A 16,456-nucleotide genomic window follows, 5' to 3' on the forward strand; every position below is an offset into this window, starting at 1 on the left:
ATGCCAGTAAAGTATCCACGGGTAGCAGTTTTGCTGGCTGCGTACAACGGAATGCGGTGGATTGAAGAGCAAGTTTCCTCAATCTTAGATCAGTCAGCTGTAGATGTTACCGTCTATATAAGTGTTGATCCTTCGACAGACGGCACCGAGGGGTGGTGTGCCAGTCTCGCCGTTGAGCGCAGCAACGTAGTTTTGTTGCCTACTGCCGGCCATTTCGGTGGCGCAGCACGTAATTTCTTCCGTCTCATCCGTGATGTCGACTTTGAAGGTTATGACTTCATCGCGTTCTCTGATCAGGATGACATTTGGCACTCAGATAAGCTCGCACGGGCCACTCAGGCTTTACTGACAAGCGAATACGACGCCTATTCAAGTAATGTAACGGCTTTCTGGCCGGACGGGAAAACACATTTGTTGGACAAGGCGCAGCCACAGGTTGCCTGGGATTTTTTATTTGAGGCTGCTGGACCCGGTTGCACCTATGTATTGAGTAAGAGATTGGCAGACCCGCTGAAGGACTCCATGCTTTGCAATTGGCAAGCATTACAGGACGTTGGCTTGCATGATTGGTATTGCTACGCTTTCGCCCGCAGTCACCATTACAAATGGTTCATCGACCCTGTTCCATCCATGCACTATCGTCAGCACGATAGCAATCAAGTGGGGGCTAATACTGGACTAACACCTCTAATTGCCCGATATAAAACCATTCATAATGGCCAGTGGTTTTCTCAAGTGCAATTGATCGCCTCGTTGGTTGGCCAGAACAGAGATCCATTTGTCGCTGCCTGGTTGGAATTAGGGCGCAGCCAGTTATTGAAGCTTTCCTTAAGCGCCTGGAAATGCCGGCGAAGATTCCGCGATAAAGTATTCTTCTTTTTTATTTGCTGTGCCATCGCGGTGATGGGGAATAGAGCTAAATGAAAGGTCCAGAAGTTTTGGTAACGGGAGCAAGCGGGTTTGTTGGTGAAGCTTTGGTTTTCAGGCTTCTATTCGATAAAAAATTCACGCCTGTCGCCGCCGTACGGGGCGTTACACAACTACTTGGTTTGTGCCGGGTAGTCCCGTTCGACTTGAACGACAAAACTGCGTTGCCTGCCCTGAATGACGTCCAAGTAGTAATTCATGCCGCGGCTCGAGTGCATGTGATGAAGGAAGCGTCAACGGATTCCCTTTCTGAATTTCGTAAAGTTAATGTGGAGGGAACCGCTAGACTGGCCCAGAAAGCTGCCGAGTCGGGGGTGAAGCGGTTTATTTTTATCAGTTCAATCAAGGTTAATGGCGAAAAAACTGCACCAAGGACATCTTTTAAAGCTGACGACCCTCCAGCACCTGTAGATCCGTATGGAATCTCGAAACAAGAAGCTGAAGACGCGTTGAGGGAAATTGGCCAGAATACAGGGATGGAGATTGTTATCATCAGGCCACCGCTCGTGTATGGCCCGGGTGTGAAAGCGAATTTTTTAAGCATGATGAACTGGCTGTGCCGAAATGTACCCCTGCCATTAGGGGCTATCAATAATCAACGCAGTCTGGTGGCGCTTGAAAATCTTGTGGATCTCGTTGTGACCTGTATCGATCATCCCGCGGCGGCGAATAATGTATTCCTGGTTAGTGATGGTGAGGACTTGTCGACAACGTTGCTGCTTCGGCGCCTGGCTCACGCCTTGGGCTCAAAATCATGGTTACTACCGGTGCCGGCATTGATATTGACTTTAAGTGCTGCACTCATAGGTAAAAAGGCGATTGTTCAGCGTTTGTGCAACTCATTGCAGGTTGATATTAGCAAGACATGTGATGTTTTGAACTGGCGTCCCCCGGTAAGCGTGGACAATGCATTACGCAAAACTGCTGACTATTATCTGGATAAGCTAACGAAATGAATTTTTGGTGGTTGCTAACTGCGGTGTTCGCTAGTTCCTGGTTATTGACCTTTGTCCTGCGCCGTTATGCCTTGGCCCGAAGTTTGATGGATATACCTAGCGAGCGCAGTTCCCATACGGTGCCTACGCCTCGCGGAGGAGGGGTCGCTATTGTGTTGGCATTTGCAGGAGCGCTGCCGGTGTTAGTCACTATGGGCCTGCTGGGCATACCTTTGCTGACTGGGCTGCTGGGCTCTGGAATTTTAGTGGCGATTATTGGCTTCGCCGATGATCATGGTCATATTGCTGCTAGATGGCGCCTATTGGGGCATTTCATAGCAGCCGGCTGGGCACTGTTCTGGTTCAACGGACTCGCGCCTATCTCATTTTTTGGTACGGCAATTGACTTGGGTTGGTTCGGTATTGTTCTCGCACTGATTTACCTTGTGTGGATGCTGAACCTCTACAACTTTATGGACGGGATTGATGGCTTGGCCAGCGCCGAAGCCATATGCGTATGCCTGGGGGCATGTGTACTGTATTGGCTTGGTGGCTACGCCAACCTGATATGGGTTCCATTCGTTTTGGCGGGAGCGGTGGCAGGGTTTCTATGCTGGAATTTTCCTCCTGCACGTATTTTTATGGGAGATGCGGGGAGTGGGTTTCTAGGCTTCACTCTCGGTGGTTTGGCGCTTCATGCGGCCTGGACAGCACCTGAGTTGCTTTGGAGTTGGTTGATTCTGCTCGGTGTTTTTATAGTGGATGCGACCTGGACGTTGCTGCGACGTTTAATGCGTGGAGACAACGTTTCTCAGGCGCATCGCAGCCACGCCTATCAGTATGCATCTCGTCACTTTAAGAGCCATCGAGTTGTAACGGTCGGGGTTGTTGTTATTAATCTTGTCTGGTTGCTGCCCATTTCGATTTTTGTTGGGGTGGGACTGTTCAATGAAATGCTGGGGATGTTACTTGCGTACACTCCGCTGGCCTTTATAGTCTGCTTATTCAACGCTGGAGCGCTTGAGGAAAAGCCTGATTCTTGAGCCGCAGTGAGAGTGACTGTTTGCTGTATCAAACTAACAATCTCATCCTTGGTGGGAGAGATTGTTAGTTGGTTACTGTTGGCAAACTTAAGCACTATCTTTTGCGGGACTTCATCCGATAGCGTTTGACCGCGTTGGCCAATGTGAAGAGAGCAATAAGTACGGCCTTGTGCACCGGGCCAATTCCATTGAGATGCTTGATTCCAGAGGTCCATTGAACTCGGCGGATATAGTCCATCACCTGTCTGCGCGCCGTGCCACTAAATGGTGAAAGAAAGATTGTGGATAGTGCCGGGGCTTGATTCTTCTGAAAAATATCGCCGAAGCCAAAAACATCATGCTGAGGGGTCTGGATAAAGATCTTTGCCAAGTCGGGATTCGGATTGACACTGAGTTTTTTCCAGACATGCACAGCCGACGCATGCAGTTCTGCAGCGCCCACCACGTAACGCTCCAGATACGGTCCCCATACTTGAGCCGCCAGTGCGACACCTTCCTGAAAGTGAACGGAAAATTCACTGTGGGAACTATTCTCCTCGGCACAGACGTTGCGATGTGCAGTAACCTTGCCTTGCGATCGCACGTATTTCTCCGCGCTTCCCAAGTTTGAGGTGCACAGCATTTCAAGTACAGCAAACGCTTCAAACAGCTGCCCTGTATCTGCATCAACCCTTTCATCAGCACCATAGGCACATTTTGAAACGTTCGACGTCTGAGGATTTAACATCTTACGCAGGCCGAGGTACATCCCGTGAAAGTGTGTAGCAGGCTTTATCCGCGCAAGATTATCCTGGATCGTTCCGCGCCAGCCAATATCAACCAGGCCAACCTTATCGCTCTGCGAAATACCTTTTTCTGTAAGGTATTCATTCAAAAGCTCACGTTGTTCCAATATTTTTTCGTTGACGGCAGCCGTGAATTCCGGGGCCCGAATCAACTTGCTTAATGACTCGTTTGCCTCGGGGCGTTCAATAACATCCGTGGCCTTTAACCCAACCTCAGATAATAGATTAGAAAAGTTGGAGTATTCCAGGCCAAGGGTGGAAAACAGTCCGGAAACTTTTTGTGAGCGGTTCAAGCGCCAAATACGATTGAACTCATCCTTCGAGATATCTTCCATTGAGGCGACGAACGTAGAGAGCCGGCTGACTTCAAGCTCCGCATAAGCTGGCAACTGATGCCCAAAAAGCGTCTGATCTGGGAATATAATTTCGTATATGCGGCGAAAGAACTCGCCTTCTCGGGTAAGAAAGAATACTTGATCCAGACGCTGAGCGATTGCCTGTTCGGCGATCCACAAGGCGAAGCCCACGAACAGTGGAGCGGCTTCCACCCCGAAACGAAAAGCTGTCGATTCGGTCTTTTGCCGCGCAAGTATAGATGGCGCCATTGCTTGGATACTGAGCTGGCGAAGATGTTGGAACAGCGCTTCACGCGAAACAAACAGGCTCTCTCGCTCTTTCCTGTCGGCATGGGATTTTTCCGGCACGAATGAAATGCCGGTAACACCCAGTTGCGCCGGAGACTCCACATCCGACCAAGGGTGATCGCCTACATGCACATGTTCGTGAGGGCTGATCCCGAAGACCTCGTGTACATGCTTGAACAGCGTTCCTGAGCGTTTATTCAAGCCCACGTCGCACGAGCTCACGCCATCCTCGAAGAGATGACTGAGGCCCTTCTGCTCGAGCAAGTGTTTGAGCATGTCAGAGCTCATGTAGAAATCGGAAAGGAATATTGTTCTTTCGGCAGAGTGCAGCTTGAGAAACTCTTCGATATCCGGGTCCTGAAAAGTATGCCGCACTTCTACTGAAAGCTCATAGTCGGCAAAGCGCTGAGGCAGGCTCTCATCGGAGGAAGAGAGCAGTATTGTCTTCAGCCATTCTTTGAGCACATGAACGATTTCGTACTCTTCGTCCTTGTTTGCTTCTCGAGCCTCTCGCGCAAGACGGGCCTCGGTCTCTATCCGTGCTCGATAGATATCCCAGTAACCCGTATAGGGTGGTTTGAAGTGTCCAAGCAGCTCGAAATAGACATGAGCGGCAGTCGCCAGCTTGATGCATTCAGGGTGGCAATCTCTTCTAAGCAAGGTGTCCCAGACATCAACTGTCTTGATTTTGTAGATCATCGTACTTCTCGCCCACCAAAAATCACTTCACCTACCGCTTCCAGTTGTTTGATCCGAAGCTTCAGCGACTCGGGGAGTCTGGCGGAAAGCGCGCTGAGTTTATGGCGGCGAACGACCCAGCGATTTGTATTGAGACGCTGTTTTTCTTGAGCTGAGTACTCGTTGAATGCTTTTACCGTCAACTCTGTAAAAATAGACTTTTCCATGAGCGGACCTTCCAAACACTTCTCTACCCATTCGCAGAAAAGAGCCGAAGAGTCATGCCAGGAGGGCCAGTTGTCGGCCGTTTGGCGTGCCCCTTCTTGAAGCCGTGAAAGCTCCGTGCGATCGCTTATGAGTTTTTTTAGGACGTTGACGACACTGTCAGTGTCTCCAGTGGGGATCACGACCGCATTGTCTCCGTTGACGATGTACTCGTCATGTCCGGAAACATCAAAGACTACGGCGGTGCCGCCGCAGTGAAATAGCTCAAGCGGTGGGCCGAACATCCCTTCGACCGTACTGAGTTTGATCAAAATATCGCAAGAGCGATAAATTTCGGCAGTCTTGACCATTGGTACCCGAGAAAACACCCGCGAAACCCCGGGAAGCCACTTGATGGGAGACCCCGTCAGCACCCAGATGTCTTTTGCACCGGCTTCTCTGGCTAATCGAACACCCAAGGCCGTGTTCTTGAATGAAACACCAAAATGCCCTTCTACCAGGATCCTGGGTTGCGCATCAGTAGGGCGGGGTGCGCTGGCTATGCCCTGTGTTGAGTACACATCCTTGCGAATACCGTTGCGTACCAGAGCAGTATCCCGATTGAAATCGTCCTTCAGATATTGTTGGATCCACGTAGCTTCAGTCACGTATTCGATGGGGAAGCGGTAGGTAGCGTCCACCAAAGCCCGCAAGGGTATTTCCGATTCAGGATAAAATCTGGACTCGATCGATTGTACGAAGTACGCATACCTCCTGGCGTCGAAATTGCCAAGCTCAAAAGCGGTTTTCCACCATGTGGCGATGACCAGGTCGAAAGATTCTTGTTTGGCCTCTTCGATAGGCAGGCAACGAAGCTTGGGCGCTTCGTCATGCCAGGAAAGTGTCGCTGCCGAAAAAGGCTCCTGAACTGCCAGCGTTACGTCATATCCATGTCTGCGCAAGTAGCTGGCATGCTGAATGATGACGTAAGTGCCACCGCTGATAGCCATCGAGCCTACGAGAAAGCAAATTTTTCTATCGTTCAATTTATGACTACTTCTGAAAATAGCGGATTAGTCCATACAAGTTGGCTATTGGGCGGCCCACCCGCTCATCGAGCTTCTTCCATGGCCAGAACCCAAGCAATCCTCGTCCGTTGCGCCTCAGGACGGTGAACATGAACTTCAACCTAGCAGAAAAGCTTGGGACCTTGTGTACGCCAGTAAAGAAAGAGCGCTCAAATACACCGTAGTTTTCAACATGAAATACTGAAGAAAACCAGTCGATCTCGGGCTGTGAAGGCTGGAAGACCAGGCGTGCATGGCTGCGAGCGATTTGCCCAAGACGTAGTGACTTAACATCTGCTTGCTGTGTCATGGCGTCCAGCAGTTGGTCAAAGCGAGCGAAGAGGTAGCGCTGAACAGGAAACACCAGAGCCTCCACCATCTCTTGCTCATGGTACGTGTCATGGACGGCAAGGGCCTTGCCATCTGTGTCAATTAGGTAGCTGGCCACGGAGCCGTGATCTGCTGCCAGGAGTATTTCGAACAGAGCACGATTTTCATTGAATACATGAAAGCGCGGTGTACGGCCCGCAATGGAGGAAAATAGAAGACCGTGTTTGAGGTTTGCCGCCGCTGCTGCTCCTGGTGCTATAAGCCCGATGTAGTAGCCGGTGACTGATTTGATTGGCGATGCCGGTCCCTTGCACAACAGCGCATAAAGGTTGTCCTGGATCGTGCCCTTCCAGCCGACGTCTACGACCACAAGATTTTCGGGAACATCACCTTCCGAGAGCACAGAAATATATTGTTCAAAAGCCTTCTGACGACTCAGCCGTTGCTCGTCATATATTTCTATGAATCGTGGTAACGCCTTCAGGCGGTAGAAGAGTTCGCTCTCGGGAAAATCCTCTTGCCTTTGATTCAATTGTTCGTTCGTCAGCCCCAGCAAGGCTGACAGTCTCCACGCAGAACTCATCCAGCCCAAGACTCGATAGAAACTCCAGTAGCGACATGCACCGATATTGCCTGAAAAGCGTTTCGAACCGTTCTTCACTCAACGTATTCAGAGAAGGCAGCAGCGTTGACCTGCGAGAAACCTCGAGGTAACGGCTCTGAATCGGAACTCCCACGCGAACGCAATATCGATCGAACATTTGCTTGAGCGGTTGCCCCTCTCTGGAGAGAAAGAACACCTGCTTGACACCGTTGCCGATGAGCGTGCGATGCAGTTCGCTCACCCAATACAGAAGCGTGTCTGCCATCTCTCCGAAAAGTTCGAACGAGTTAGAGCTTCCTTCAACGCCAGTTTTTCTGATGCCACTCGTCGCCGATGGAGTTTTTTTCACTGCATGTATTCCGTTTGATGGGGGCGATGTCGATTGACGTTTTGAGGTATGTTGATAGCAGGTAGGACAGGTAGATCCGATAGACCGCGATACTCGGATATCCGTGCTAACTGTAAGCTCAAAGCGTTTTGCATGCCGAAGGCTGTTTCGAGCCAGCGGCATGCTCAATTCTCATGTACGGCTGTCGATGGCTGTAAGGCTTTCAAAGTACTGACCAAACTTTTCAGCTTTTATCGACCAGTTCCAGTCCTTGATTCTTTCAATATTTTCAGTTGAAAGCCGAGTCAGTAGTGCCGGCTCCTCGACAAGCTTACGGATACTCACCTTGAGTGCTTCAATTGTTCTTTCTGGCAAGATAAATGCTTTTTGCAACTCACCGAAAGCCTGCGGCACGATACCAACATCAGTACTGATAACCGGTACTCCGCAGGCCATCGCTTCTAGAACAGGATTAGGCGTACCCTCAATTTTCGACGTACAGACATAGACATCGATCTTTGTGTAGTAGTTCGGCATCTGATCATGGGGAATGAATTGATCCTGGCGGTCAGCAAACAGGCTCTTTACAGCGAAACCTTCTTGCTGAAGCTGTTCAATTGCTGGCTTGAGTATCGTATTCACGCCTTTGAAGTCTTCGAGCTCAGCTGCCCACTTACTGTTTCCTACCCAGCCGACAACCAGTTCCCGCTGACCAACTTCTTGAAAGCGCTCTATATTCATGGGCATGAACTTGCTCAGGTCGACACCATCTTCAATTACGCAGGTGGGTTCGGGGTAGCCATTCACTTCGGAATAAATGCGCTCTAATTTTTCAGAGCCCACCGTGTAGCCGGCGACTACTTCGGTAAAAATATGCGCGCGCCCACTGAGCTCCTCTTCTTTCAGAAGCAGATGGTCATAAATACTTGTACTGAGCTTTTTAGTGGCAATGAAACGCTGATGGAACAGTTCATATGGCATGCCTAGGCTTTCAGCGTAGCTCCTGTAGTAAGGAGTACCAATGAGCGTCAGATGTTCCCTCCAGAAGAAGTGAACGATGTCGCAGTCTTCGGTCATCATGAATACTTTGTTGACGTTATCGATGATATCCATCGGTATTACAACAAAATCAAACCGGTCACTCAAATAACGTTCCAGTTGTCGGGAAATATTTCCAAATGCCCAGTTATCCGTATCAATGATCAGGGCTATTTTTGTTTTTTTGTGTTCTGCCGGAACGGTCTTCGCTGGAGCGGAAATGTGATCCGCTTCATTATTGAGCCCCAGTTCATCATGCCGTGACTGCAGCCAATGGTCTACCGCGTCACCCCATATCTTGAAACCGTGTTTTGCTTCAAGATGCATCGCCGACTTGTGAAGGACACCACGAGAAAAACGTTCTTTTTCATAGTCGCGATCAGCGTCCGAATCAGGCATTGGGTGGTCATGCACCAGAGCGCAAACCGATGCGCAGCCGACTTTGTAGCCCTGCTGGAATAGGCGTACCGAAAAATCGATATCCTCGAAACCAACAAACATTGCCTCGTCATAACTACCGACGCGAACGAACGTGTCTTTGTTAACGACGCAAGCACCACCAAATAGAAAGGTCCCTAGGAACGGCTGACTGATAATGTCCTGTATTTTTGTCTGTAGGGAAGCGCTGCCCGCACCAATATGAAGTTCGCCGTCTTCATAGGACACATAAACGTGACCACCCCTGGCGAAAATTGTTTGACCATCTGGATCCAGTAAGGGGAGGCTCATGAAATGGCAGCCAAGAACCGCTAGATCATGCTGGATCTGTTTCAGCGGATTCATCGTGAAGTAGATATCATTATCCAGACACATCAACCATTCCGTCGTGACGTGCGGAATGGTTCTATTGCGGCCGCCTGATACACCGAAATTTTGCCCGAGTTCAACAATACGAGTGCGGAAGGTCAGTGTTTTACATGCTTCGCGTATCTGCTCGATTTCTTCCGCTGAAGAGCCGTTGTCTATGATTAGCGCTTCACCGGCGAAGTGTGGTATGAACTCCTCGATGGACTTGAGCAATTTGATCGAGAGCGACGAACGGTTCATTGAAAGGAAAGAAATCGTTAAGTTTTCACCGCTGCTGCCGATATTCGGTCCTGTCTCCTGCCATGCATCGGTTGCCAGAAGAGCGTGCGCATTGTCGTAAACGTAGAGCCCGCGCGAAAGCCCCGGGATGATATCCAACCCTAGAACTTTCATTTATTTGGGTTCCTGCGAACAATTTTTACGGCTTTTTTCATGAGCGCTCGAACCGGACGAGGAATCAGTCCTCCCAAACGCAGATATCGGTAATAACCGACTCGCATCTGATCACGCTCAGCAGTTACTTTAGCCACTTCGGCCTGAAGTCCGTGCACTACTTCACTCAACGCGTGCTGGGCAGAGTTGAATACATGCAGTCGTTCTTTTACTAGTTCGTTTTCCGTCAGCGTTGCCTGATAGTTAAGTCGTGTTTTTCTCAAGTCCGCCTTCAATACATCAGCTTCCATTTGAAGGGTCGTTAAAGCCTGGTTGAGCGCTTCCAGCTTCAATCGTTCATCCCCAAGCAGTGTCGCCGCCTTCTTCCGTTCGTCGACGAGCAGTGCACCGTCCATTGCCTGTACCATGCGCGCATAAACGTCCATATTTACCGGGAAAACAGCGGCGCCATTAGTGATTTCAGAAGCATTCCAGATGCCAAAGTAATAGCTGCAGTTCTCAGGGTTGAATTCCCGCTTCTCGCCGCCGTTTACCAGGTATGCACCTTGGACTGAATTGAATTTCATCCAGCTATCGGGGACAGTTTCATAGTCTCGTTCGATATCTAGCGACGTTGAGCCGAATCCGAAGACCGCGGTTCCTATGCTCCAATTGACGTTGTCTCCCAGCACGCTGCTTGCGAGTTCCTGAAACTCTTCGAATCGGTATTTGCGCAAGTGGTACGGGTTGCTTTGATGCTCTTCCGGAAAGTACCAGTAGTCATTTGGACAACTGATGATAATGATCGCATCTTTTTTTGCAATGCGTTTCAGAGAATGTAAGTAGGCTACCGGGTCTTCAATGTGTTCGATGGTTTCACATGAAACGATAACGTCAAAGTGTTCGGCCGGAAACCTGCCTTCGATGGTTGTAGCGTCCGCCGCAATAAACTCAATTCCAGGACCGCCAAATGAATGAGTGGCACGATTCACTGCGTCAGTGAATACATCTACGCCGACTACTTCTTCAGCCCCAGCCTGTTTTAAAAGGTAGCTTCCATAACCCTCGCCGCAGGCGATATCCAGGACTCGCTTATTTTTAACAAAGGGCGTGGCAACCGAGTATCTCGCGAAATGGATTGACGCTTCTATGTTCGCTCTCTCTGGAGCAGAGTTGATATCTAACCGTTCCATTTGTGGCCTATTCAAATACTGTTGAGTTCGGTTGCTTGAAAATTCCACTGTCGCGGAAGGCTTAACATGCCAACCGCCTTGAAATTATCTTCAACACGGAACGAGCACGCATTTTTTGCTTCTGCGTAAGTTATGAATCCAACATTGTCGTTAATTGCTACCCGCCACTTGTATTGACCGCTCAACAGAGGGAGATCTGCAAAGTCAATCGATACGGTTCCTGCGCTTGAGGACCGGTAGGCTGGAATTTTATCCATCAATGTGGTGGCGCCACATAGATATAGTTCATCATGTCTATATAAGTTGAAGACGAAACTGATTTCTTCCGGCGGTGCATCCACCAGCGCGATAAAATCAAAATTCACACGTACGGATTGTCCGGTTGTCACTGTATCCAGGGGCGTGCCTTCGGTGTCAGTCAGGCGGACATCCGTAATTCTAAACAGTTGATCTGCTGACTCGCTGCTACTCAGAGTTGTTTTAGGGGCGACGCTTTTTGGCTTGCTCGCACCTGACTCGGCAGGGTCTGAATCGACGTGACTTTCGACAGTCGCTGTTGCTTGCGTGGCAGTGAATGCAGCTGGAGTATTTTGAGCAACCTGAGCCTCCATTTCGATCATGTATTGATCGATGACTCTAGGCGCAGGACCGAACATGATCTGTTGGCCTTCTTTGAGGTACAGCGCTCTTTCGCACACTGACTTAACTTGATATTGGTCATGGGACACAAAAAGGATGGTGCAGCCACGATCACGTATTTCGTAAAATTTCGAAAGGCAACGTCGTTGGAATGCAGCATCGCCGACAGCAAGAATTTCATCTACGATCAATATTTCGGGTTCAACGTGAACAGATACCGAGAATGCAAGTCTGGCAAACATACCACTTGAGTAGTGTTTTACAGGGCTGTCGATAAACTGCCCAATGTCAGCAAAACCGGCAATTTTATCAAATCGATTATCAATTTCTTCTTTTGACAATCCAAGAATCGAGGCGCTCAGGTAAACGTTCTCGCGGCCAGTAAACTCTGGGTTGAAACCTGAACCGAGCTCAAGCAAGGCTGATAAGCGACCTTGACGCTCTACGTGGCCATGGGAAGGCGTCAGGGTTCCGCAGATAATCTGCAACAGCGTGGACTTACCGGAGCCGTTGCGCCCCACAATGCCAACGGTCTCGCCCTTCTTTACATCAAAGTTGATATCCCGCAGCGCCCAGAACTCGTCGCTGGGATTGGCAGCGCTTTTCCAGAGAATTTGTTTCAGTCTGTCTTGAGGTTTTTCATAAAGATGGTAAACCTTCGAGACGCCTGTAACTGAAATTGCCAGGTCATTAGAGGACATCAGCAAACCCCTTTCTTGTTTTCTGGAACCAGATATAACCTAGCCATGCAATGAATACTGCGCAAAGTGTGTAAATTGCCAGTCCCTGAAAGTCCGGGAGTTTGCCCCATATCATCACTTCCCGAGCTTGCTCAATGATGAAGGTCAGCGGGTTGATCATTAACCACGGGCGTACCGCTTCAGGTAATGAGGTGACGGGGTAGAAAACGGGAGAAAGAAACATTAATACGGTGGTGAAAAGCCCAATCGTTTGGGCTACGTCGCGCAAATACACGCCCAGCGAAGCGAGGAACCAGGCAGCTCCCAGTGAAAGTATTACAAGTGGTAATATTACCAGCGGTATGAATATAGCGGTCCACTGAATGAAACCATTGAAAATCAGGAACGCAACCAGTAGCACAGCGAGGCTAATCGTGGCATGAAATAATGCGACGCATATACTGATGGCAGGTAGGACTTCAATGGGAAATACAACTTTTTTTACATAGTTTGCATTGTCAAGTATCAGCTTCGGAGAGCGATTAAGAATTTCTGCAAGCAGTCCATGAACAATCATGCCTACGAACAATATTACAGCGAAGTCTGTCTTGCTATCGGTTCCTCCTGTCCCCCAGCGTGATTTGAACACGACGGCGAAAAAAAATGTGTATACCAATAGCATCAGGACTGGATTGAAAAAAGACCAGGCGAGGCCGAGCACCGATCCACGATAACGCCCGACTACTTCGCGTTTTGTCATTTGGAGGATGAGTTGGCGGTTGCGCCACAAACACGAAATCAGGGTGAATGGGGAAGTTGAATGTCTGCTGTGTGGATTGATCGGCGTAGCCTTTTGCATCGATACACTCACTTGTTGAATCCTTTGGGGGGGCTTGCTCTGCCTGCGTCAATAATCCGCGTGCATAGTTTCAGTGCAGAGCCAGTTGCCGGTATAGCAAACCACCTCACCATCCCAGCGAGGGCTGGTATAGAGCTAAAACCGTGCGGTTGGCGGGGGGCGTAGGTAGTAAATGATTCGAGCGGATCCGTCAAAAAGCTTTTGTCAATGCTAGCGTAGGGTGTGGTTGGAACCTTGGATAAGGTTTGCTTTTTCTGAACAGATACCTCCGTAGGTTGTTTCGGAGGCGATAACGCACGGGTGATACTTTCTAGGCAATACATCGTACTGACGTTAATCCGTACTGTGTTGAATTGGCTCACCAGCGGATCTCCAGATCTGCTCTCCAAAGCACCTTCGGCGGTTGTTTTTCTTGGTTGAACCATAATAGGCATTCGCCCCTTGGGAGCGATGGAATCCTAAACGTAAGGGAGCAATTGTAGCACCCTCGAATTAAGTCGTATAACCCCCCTAAATGATTCGTAACCATTGATGATTCCTGAGTTCAGCCGAGGCTTGATCCGTGCTTCTGAGGCCCGATTTCTCTAGGGAGCCAGCCCCTCGTGCGCCCGGTGCAGTAGTGAAAAAAACTATCCCTCCTCCATGGCGAGCGGCTCGCGAAAATCCGTGGACGACCTCGAAGCTCTGGCCGAGTTGGATAGCCAGAATGGCCGCGTTCGACTTGGTGTTTTTCACTTTTCTCGATGACCTTTGCCACTGAGCCGAAGGTCGATTATTTCGAAGGGCAGAGTACGCTATTACGCCAGCATTTTTTGGCCGTAAGTCGGAGCGCGTCGATGAATTTGCGACACCGTAAGTCGCGCTCTTCGGCAAAATACAATGTTCGCTAATGCCTGTTGCTGAGCGGCTTGAGGGTGAGGTGCTCACGCCAAGCCTGGTGAGACGCAAGCGCAAGCCATCCCGCCAGACCTGCCGCTCGTCGAGGTCATCCGCGAGCTGTCAAGGCATGGCTCGACCTGCGATTACCGCGAGCATGGCGTCTGACAGGCTCGGGATGTAGACGTGTGAGCGGTTTTGTGATCACCTGCTAGGTTAGTTGGAGGCGGGATCAATTTTGTTCGCAACCTTTGTCGTTGAGCGTACTGGCGGTGTACATAATCGTTTGCGACCCTCCATCGCTGGGCAATCTCTATCGTCAGGTTTACGGTGATGGGTTGGGATGTTTATGTACAATGCTGTATCAGATCCAGTAATGAGGGGCGGACTTGGCAGGTCAAGTGTTCATGGACAAATTTAGAGTTTTTTTGCTGGGACTGCCTCGTAGGCAAAAAAGACTGTTACAGGTAGCCACTGATACGGTCTTGGTTTGGTTTGCTCTATGGCTGGCCTTCATTGTTCGTCTGGGCATTGATGGCATGTACAATCCCCTGAAGGTCCATTTCTGGCTCTTCGTGTGCGCCCCCATTTTAGCCATCCCCCTTTTCGTCCGTTTTGGTATGTACCGCGCGGTCATGCGCTATTTTGGCAACGATGCGTTGATCGCCATCATCAAGGCCGTCAGCCTGTCATCACTGCTCCTTGCGGTCGTGGTCTATTGGTACAGTAACCATGAAGCCGTGGTGCCTCGTTCCATTATCTTCAACTACTGGTGGTTGAGCCTCGTCATCATTGGTGGGCTGCGTCTTTGCATGCGCCAATATTTTATGGGGGATTGGTTTACCGCTGCTCAACACGTACCGTTCACCAATCGCGACGATGGTCTGACCAAAGTGGCCATTTATGGAGCCGGTGATGCCGGCAATCAACTCGTTGCTGCGTTGCGTATGGGGCGGGTTATGCGGCCTGTCGCTTTTATCGACGATGATACAAGTATTACGGATCGCTCGATTGCAGGCTTACAGGTTTACAAGCCCAAGCATATTCAGCAGATGATCGATGTGACGGGGGCTGAAGAGATTCTTCTGGCTCTACCATCGTCTACTCGAGCGCGACGTCGAGAGATTCTCAATCTCCTGGAAGGCTTTCCGCTTCACGTTCGCAGTGTGCCGAATTTCACTGATCTCGCCAGTGGCAGGGTGACGGTCGATGACATTCAGGAGGTTGATATTGCGGATTTGCTGGGGCGCGATTCGGTTCCGGCGCAAGCTGATCTGCTGGCGCGCTGTATCAAGGGTAAGACGGTCATGGTGACGGGGGCCGGTGGTTCGATTGGCTCGGAACTGTGTCGGCAGATCTTTTCCATCGGTCCGACCACGCTTTTGTTGTTCGAACATAGTGAGTTCAATCTTTACAGCATCTTGTTTGAGCTAGAGCAGCGTATTGCCCGCGAGTCGCTGTCTGTCCGGTTATTGCCTATTCTCGGTTCCATTCGTCATCCCCATAAGCTTCTTGATGTAATGAAGACTTGGAATGTAGACACGGTCTACCATGCAGCCGCGTACAAGCACGTTCCTATGGTTGAGCATAATATCGCCGAAGGCGTGCTGAACAATGTGATTGGGACACTCAATACCGCCCAGGCTGCATTGCAGGCAGGTGTTGCTAACTTTGTACTGATCTCCACTGACAAGGCGGTACGTCCGACTAATGTGATGGGTAGCACCAAGCGCCTGGCTGAGTTGACCCTTCAGGCGCTGAGTCGCGAGGTTGCGCCGGTGTTGTTCGGCGATAAGGCCAACGTATCGCGGGTAAATAAAACCCGATTTACAATGGTCCGGTTTGGCAATGTGCTGGGGTCTTCTGGTTCAGTCATACCCCTATTCCATAAGCAGATCAAGTCAGGCGGGCCGTTGACGGTCACCCATCCGAAAATAACCCGTTATTTCATGACCATTCCCGAGGCGGCCCAACTGGTAATTCAGGCCGGCTCCATGGGGCAGGGCGGTGACGTGTTTGTGCTGGACATGGGCGAGCCAGTGAAGATTGTCGAGTTGGCGGAGAAGATGATTCATTTATCGGGTTTGAGAGTTAGATCGGAGAAAAATATTCACGGTGATATCTCAATCGAGTTCACCGGTCTTCGCCCGGGCGAAAAACTGTACGAAGAGTTACTGATTGGTGACAATGTGGCAGCTACTCAGCATCCAATGATCATGAGTGCCAATGAAGATCATCTGTCCTGGGATGTGCTCAAGGCTAGGCTAACGGAACTACTTGCTGCGGTTGAGCAGGATGACTATTCCCGGGTTCGTCAGTTACTGCGTGATACAGTCAGTGGCTACACACCGGATGGTGATATCGTCGACTGGATTTATCAGCAACGTCGCCTCGATCCCTGATTCCCGTATGTGCAACTATACCGTTGGAAACGGCGGGTTGTTTGC

The 16,456-nt window shown here is 50.0% G+C and carries 11 protein-coding genes; 4 read left to right on the top strand and 7 right to left on the bottom strand.

Annotated elements, in window-relative coordinates:
• Genes Q1W70_RS17945 through Q1W70_RS17955 form a run of 3 tightly spaced genes read left to right on the top strand, consistent with a single transcriptional unit; the run spans position 1 to position 2,905 of the window.
• Positions 1-924 (top strand): glycosyltransferase, encoded by a 924-nt coding sequence (locus Q1W70_RS17945; protein ID WP_166591373.1) that lies wholly within the window; start codon positions 1-3, stop codon positions 922-924.
• Positions 921-1,883, top strand: coding sequence for a UDP-glucose 4-epimerase family protein (locus Q1W70_RS17950; RefSeq protein WP_166591374.1), 963 nt, complete (start codon positions 921-923; stop codon positions 1,881-1,883). Before Q1W70_RS17945 ends, Q1W70_RS17950 begins: the two co-directional genes overlap by 4 nt.
• Entirely contained in the window at positions 1,880-2,905 is a 1,026-nt protein-coding gene (locus Q1W70_RS17955; RefSeq protein ID WP_166591375.1) for an MraY family glycosyltransferase, read from the top strand. Before Q1W70_RS17950 ends, Q1W70_RS17955 begins: the two co-directional genes overlap by 4 nt.
• A 94-nt stretch (positions 2,906-2,999) precedes the next feature.
• Here the strand turns inward: Q1W70_RS17955 and Q1W70_RS17960 are convergent, their stop codons facing one another.
• From Q1W70_RS17960 to Q1W70_RS17990, 7 genes are all read right to left on the bottom strand, one after another.
• A complete protein-coding gene (locus Q1W70_RS17960; protein WP_166591376.1) occupies positions 3,000-5,033 on the bottom strand; it encodes an HAD family hydrolase in 2,034 nt (677 codons plus the stop codon).
• A complete protein-coding gene (locus tag Q1W70_RS17965; protein ID WP_256669878.1) occupies positions 5,030-6,262 on the bottom strand; it encodes a glycosyltransferase in 1,233 nt (410 codons plus the stop codon). Before Q1W70_RS17965 ends, Q1W70_RS17960 begins: the two co-directional genes overlap by 4 nt.
• Positions 6,263-6,269: 7 nt before the next feature.
• Complete coding sequence (locus tag Q1W70_RS17970; RefSeq protein WP_302097675.1) at positions 6,270-7,274, bottom strand: hypothetical protein; 1,005 nt, start codon at positions 7,272-7,274, stop codon at positions 6,270-6,272.
• Between the two features lie 463 nt (positions 7,275-7,737).
• Positions 7,738-9,783: a glycosyltransferase gene (locus tag Q1W70_RS17975; protein WP_159997340.1), complete on the bottom strand. Its 2,046-nt coding sequence runs from the start codon at positions 9,781-9,783 to the stop codon at positions 7,738-7,740.
• The gene (locus Q1W70_RS17980) at positions 9,780-10,955 is read right to left on the bottom strand and encodes a class I SAM-dependent methyltransferase (RefSeq protein WP_166591377.1); all 1,176 of its coding nucleotides are present in this window, start codon (positions 10,953-10,955) and stop codon (positions 9,780-9,782) included. Before Q1W70_RS17980 ends, Q1W70_RS17975 begins: the two co-directional genes overlap by 4 nt.
• 11 nt (positions 10,956-10,966) lie before the next feature.
• Positions 10,967-12,295, bottom strand: a complete 1,329-nt coding sequence (locus Q1W70_RS17985) for an ABC transporter ATP-binding protein (RefSeq protein WP_159997336.1) — start codon at positions 12,293-12,295, stop codon at positions 10,967-10,969.
• On the bottom strand, positions 12,285-13,115 hold the full coding sequence (locus Q1W70_RS17990) for an ABC transporter permease (protein ID WP_371927875.1): 831 nt from the start codon (positions 13,113-13,115) through the stop codon (positions 12,285-12,287). Before Q1W70_RS17990 ends, Q1W70_RS17985 begins: the two co-directional genes overlap by 11 nt.
• Before the next feature lie 1,301 nt (positions 13,116-14,416).
• Between Q1W70_RS17990 and Q1W70_RS17995 the strand changes: the two genes are divergently transcribed.
• Positions 14,417-16,411 carry a polysaccharide biosynthesis protein gene (locus Q1W70_RS17995; RefSeq protein WP_159997334.1) on the top strand — a complete coding sequence of 665 codons (1,995 nt, stop codon included), beginning with the start codon at positions 14,417-14,419 and terminating at the stop codon, positions 16,409-16,411.
• Positions 16,412-16,456: the final 45 nt, after the last annotated feature.

Source organism: Pseudomonas kielensis (assembly GCF_030505375.1).
GTDB lineage: Bacteria > Pseudomonadota > Gammaproteobacteria > Pseudomonadales > Pseudomonadaceae > Aquipseudomonas > Aquipseudomonas kielensis.

Excerpts from the sequence above, each read along its gene's own strand:
- Q1W70_RS17945 (WP_166591373.1), top strand. The coding sequence starts at position 1 with ATGCCAGTAAAGTATCCACGGGTAGCAGTTTTGCTGGCTGCGTACAAC.
- Q1W70_RS17950 (WP_166591374.1), top strand. The coding sequence starts at position 921 with ATGAAAGGTCCAGAAGTTTTGGTAACGGGAGCAAGCGGGTTTGTTGGT.
- Q1W70_RS17955 (WP_166591375.1), top strand. The coding sequence starts at position 1,880 with ATGAATTTTTGGTGGTTGCTAACTGCGGTGTTCGCTAGTTCCTGGTTA.
- Q1W70_RS17960 (WP_166591376.1), bottom strand. The coding sequence starts at position 5,033 with ATGATCTACAAAATCAAGACAGTTGATGTCTGGGACACCTTGCTTAGA.
- Q1W70_RS17975 (WP_159997340.1), bottom strand. The coding sequence starts at position 9,783 with ATGAAAGTTCTAGGGTTGGATATCATCCCGGGGCTTTCGCGCGGGCTC.
- Q1W70_RS17980 (WP_166591377.1), bottom strand. The coding sequence starts at position 10,955 with ATGGAACGGTTAGATATCAACTCTGCTCCAGAGAGAGCGAACATAGAA.
- Q1W70_RS17985 (WP_159997336.1), bottom strand. The coding sequence starts at position 12,295 with ATGTCCTCTAATGACCTGGCAATTTCAGTTACAGGCGTCTCGAAGGTT.
- Q1W70_RS17995 (WP_159997334.1), top strand. The coding sequence starts at position 14,417 with ATGGACAAATTTAGAGTTTTTTTGCTGGGACTGCCTCGTAGGCAAAAA.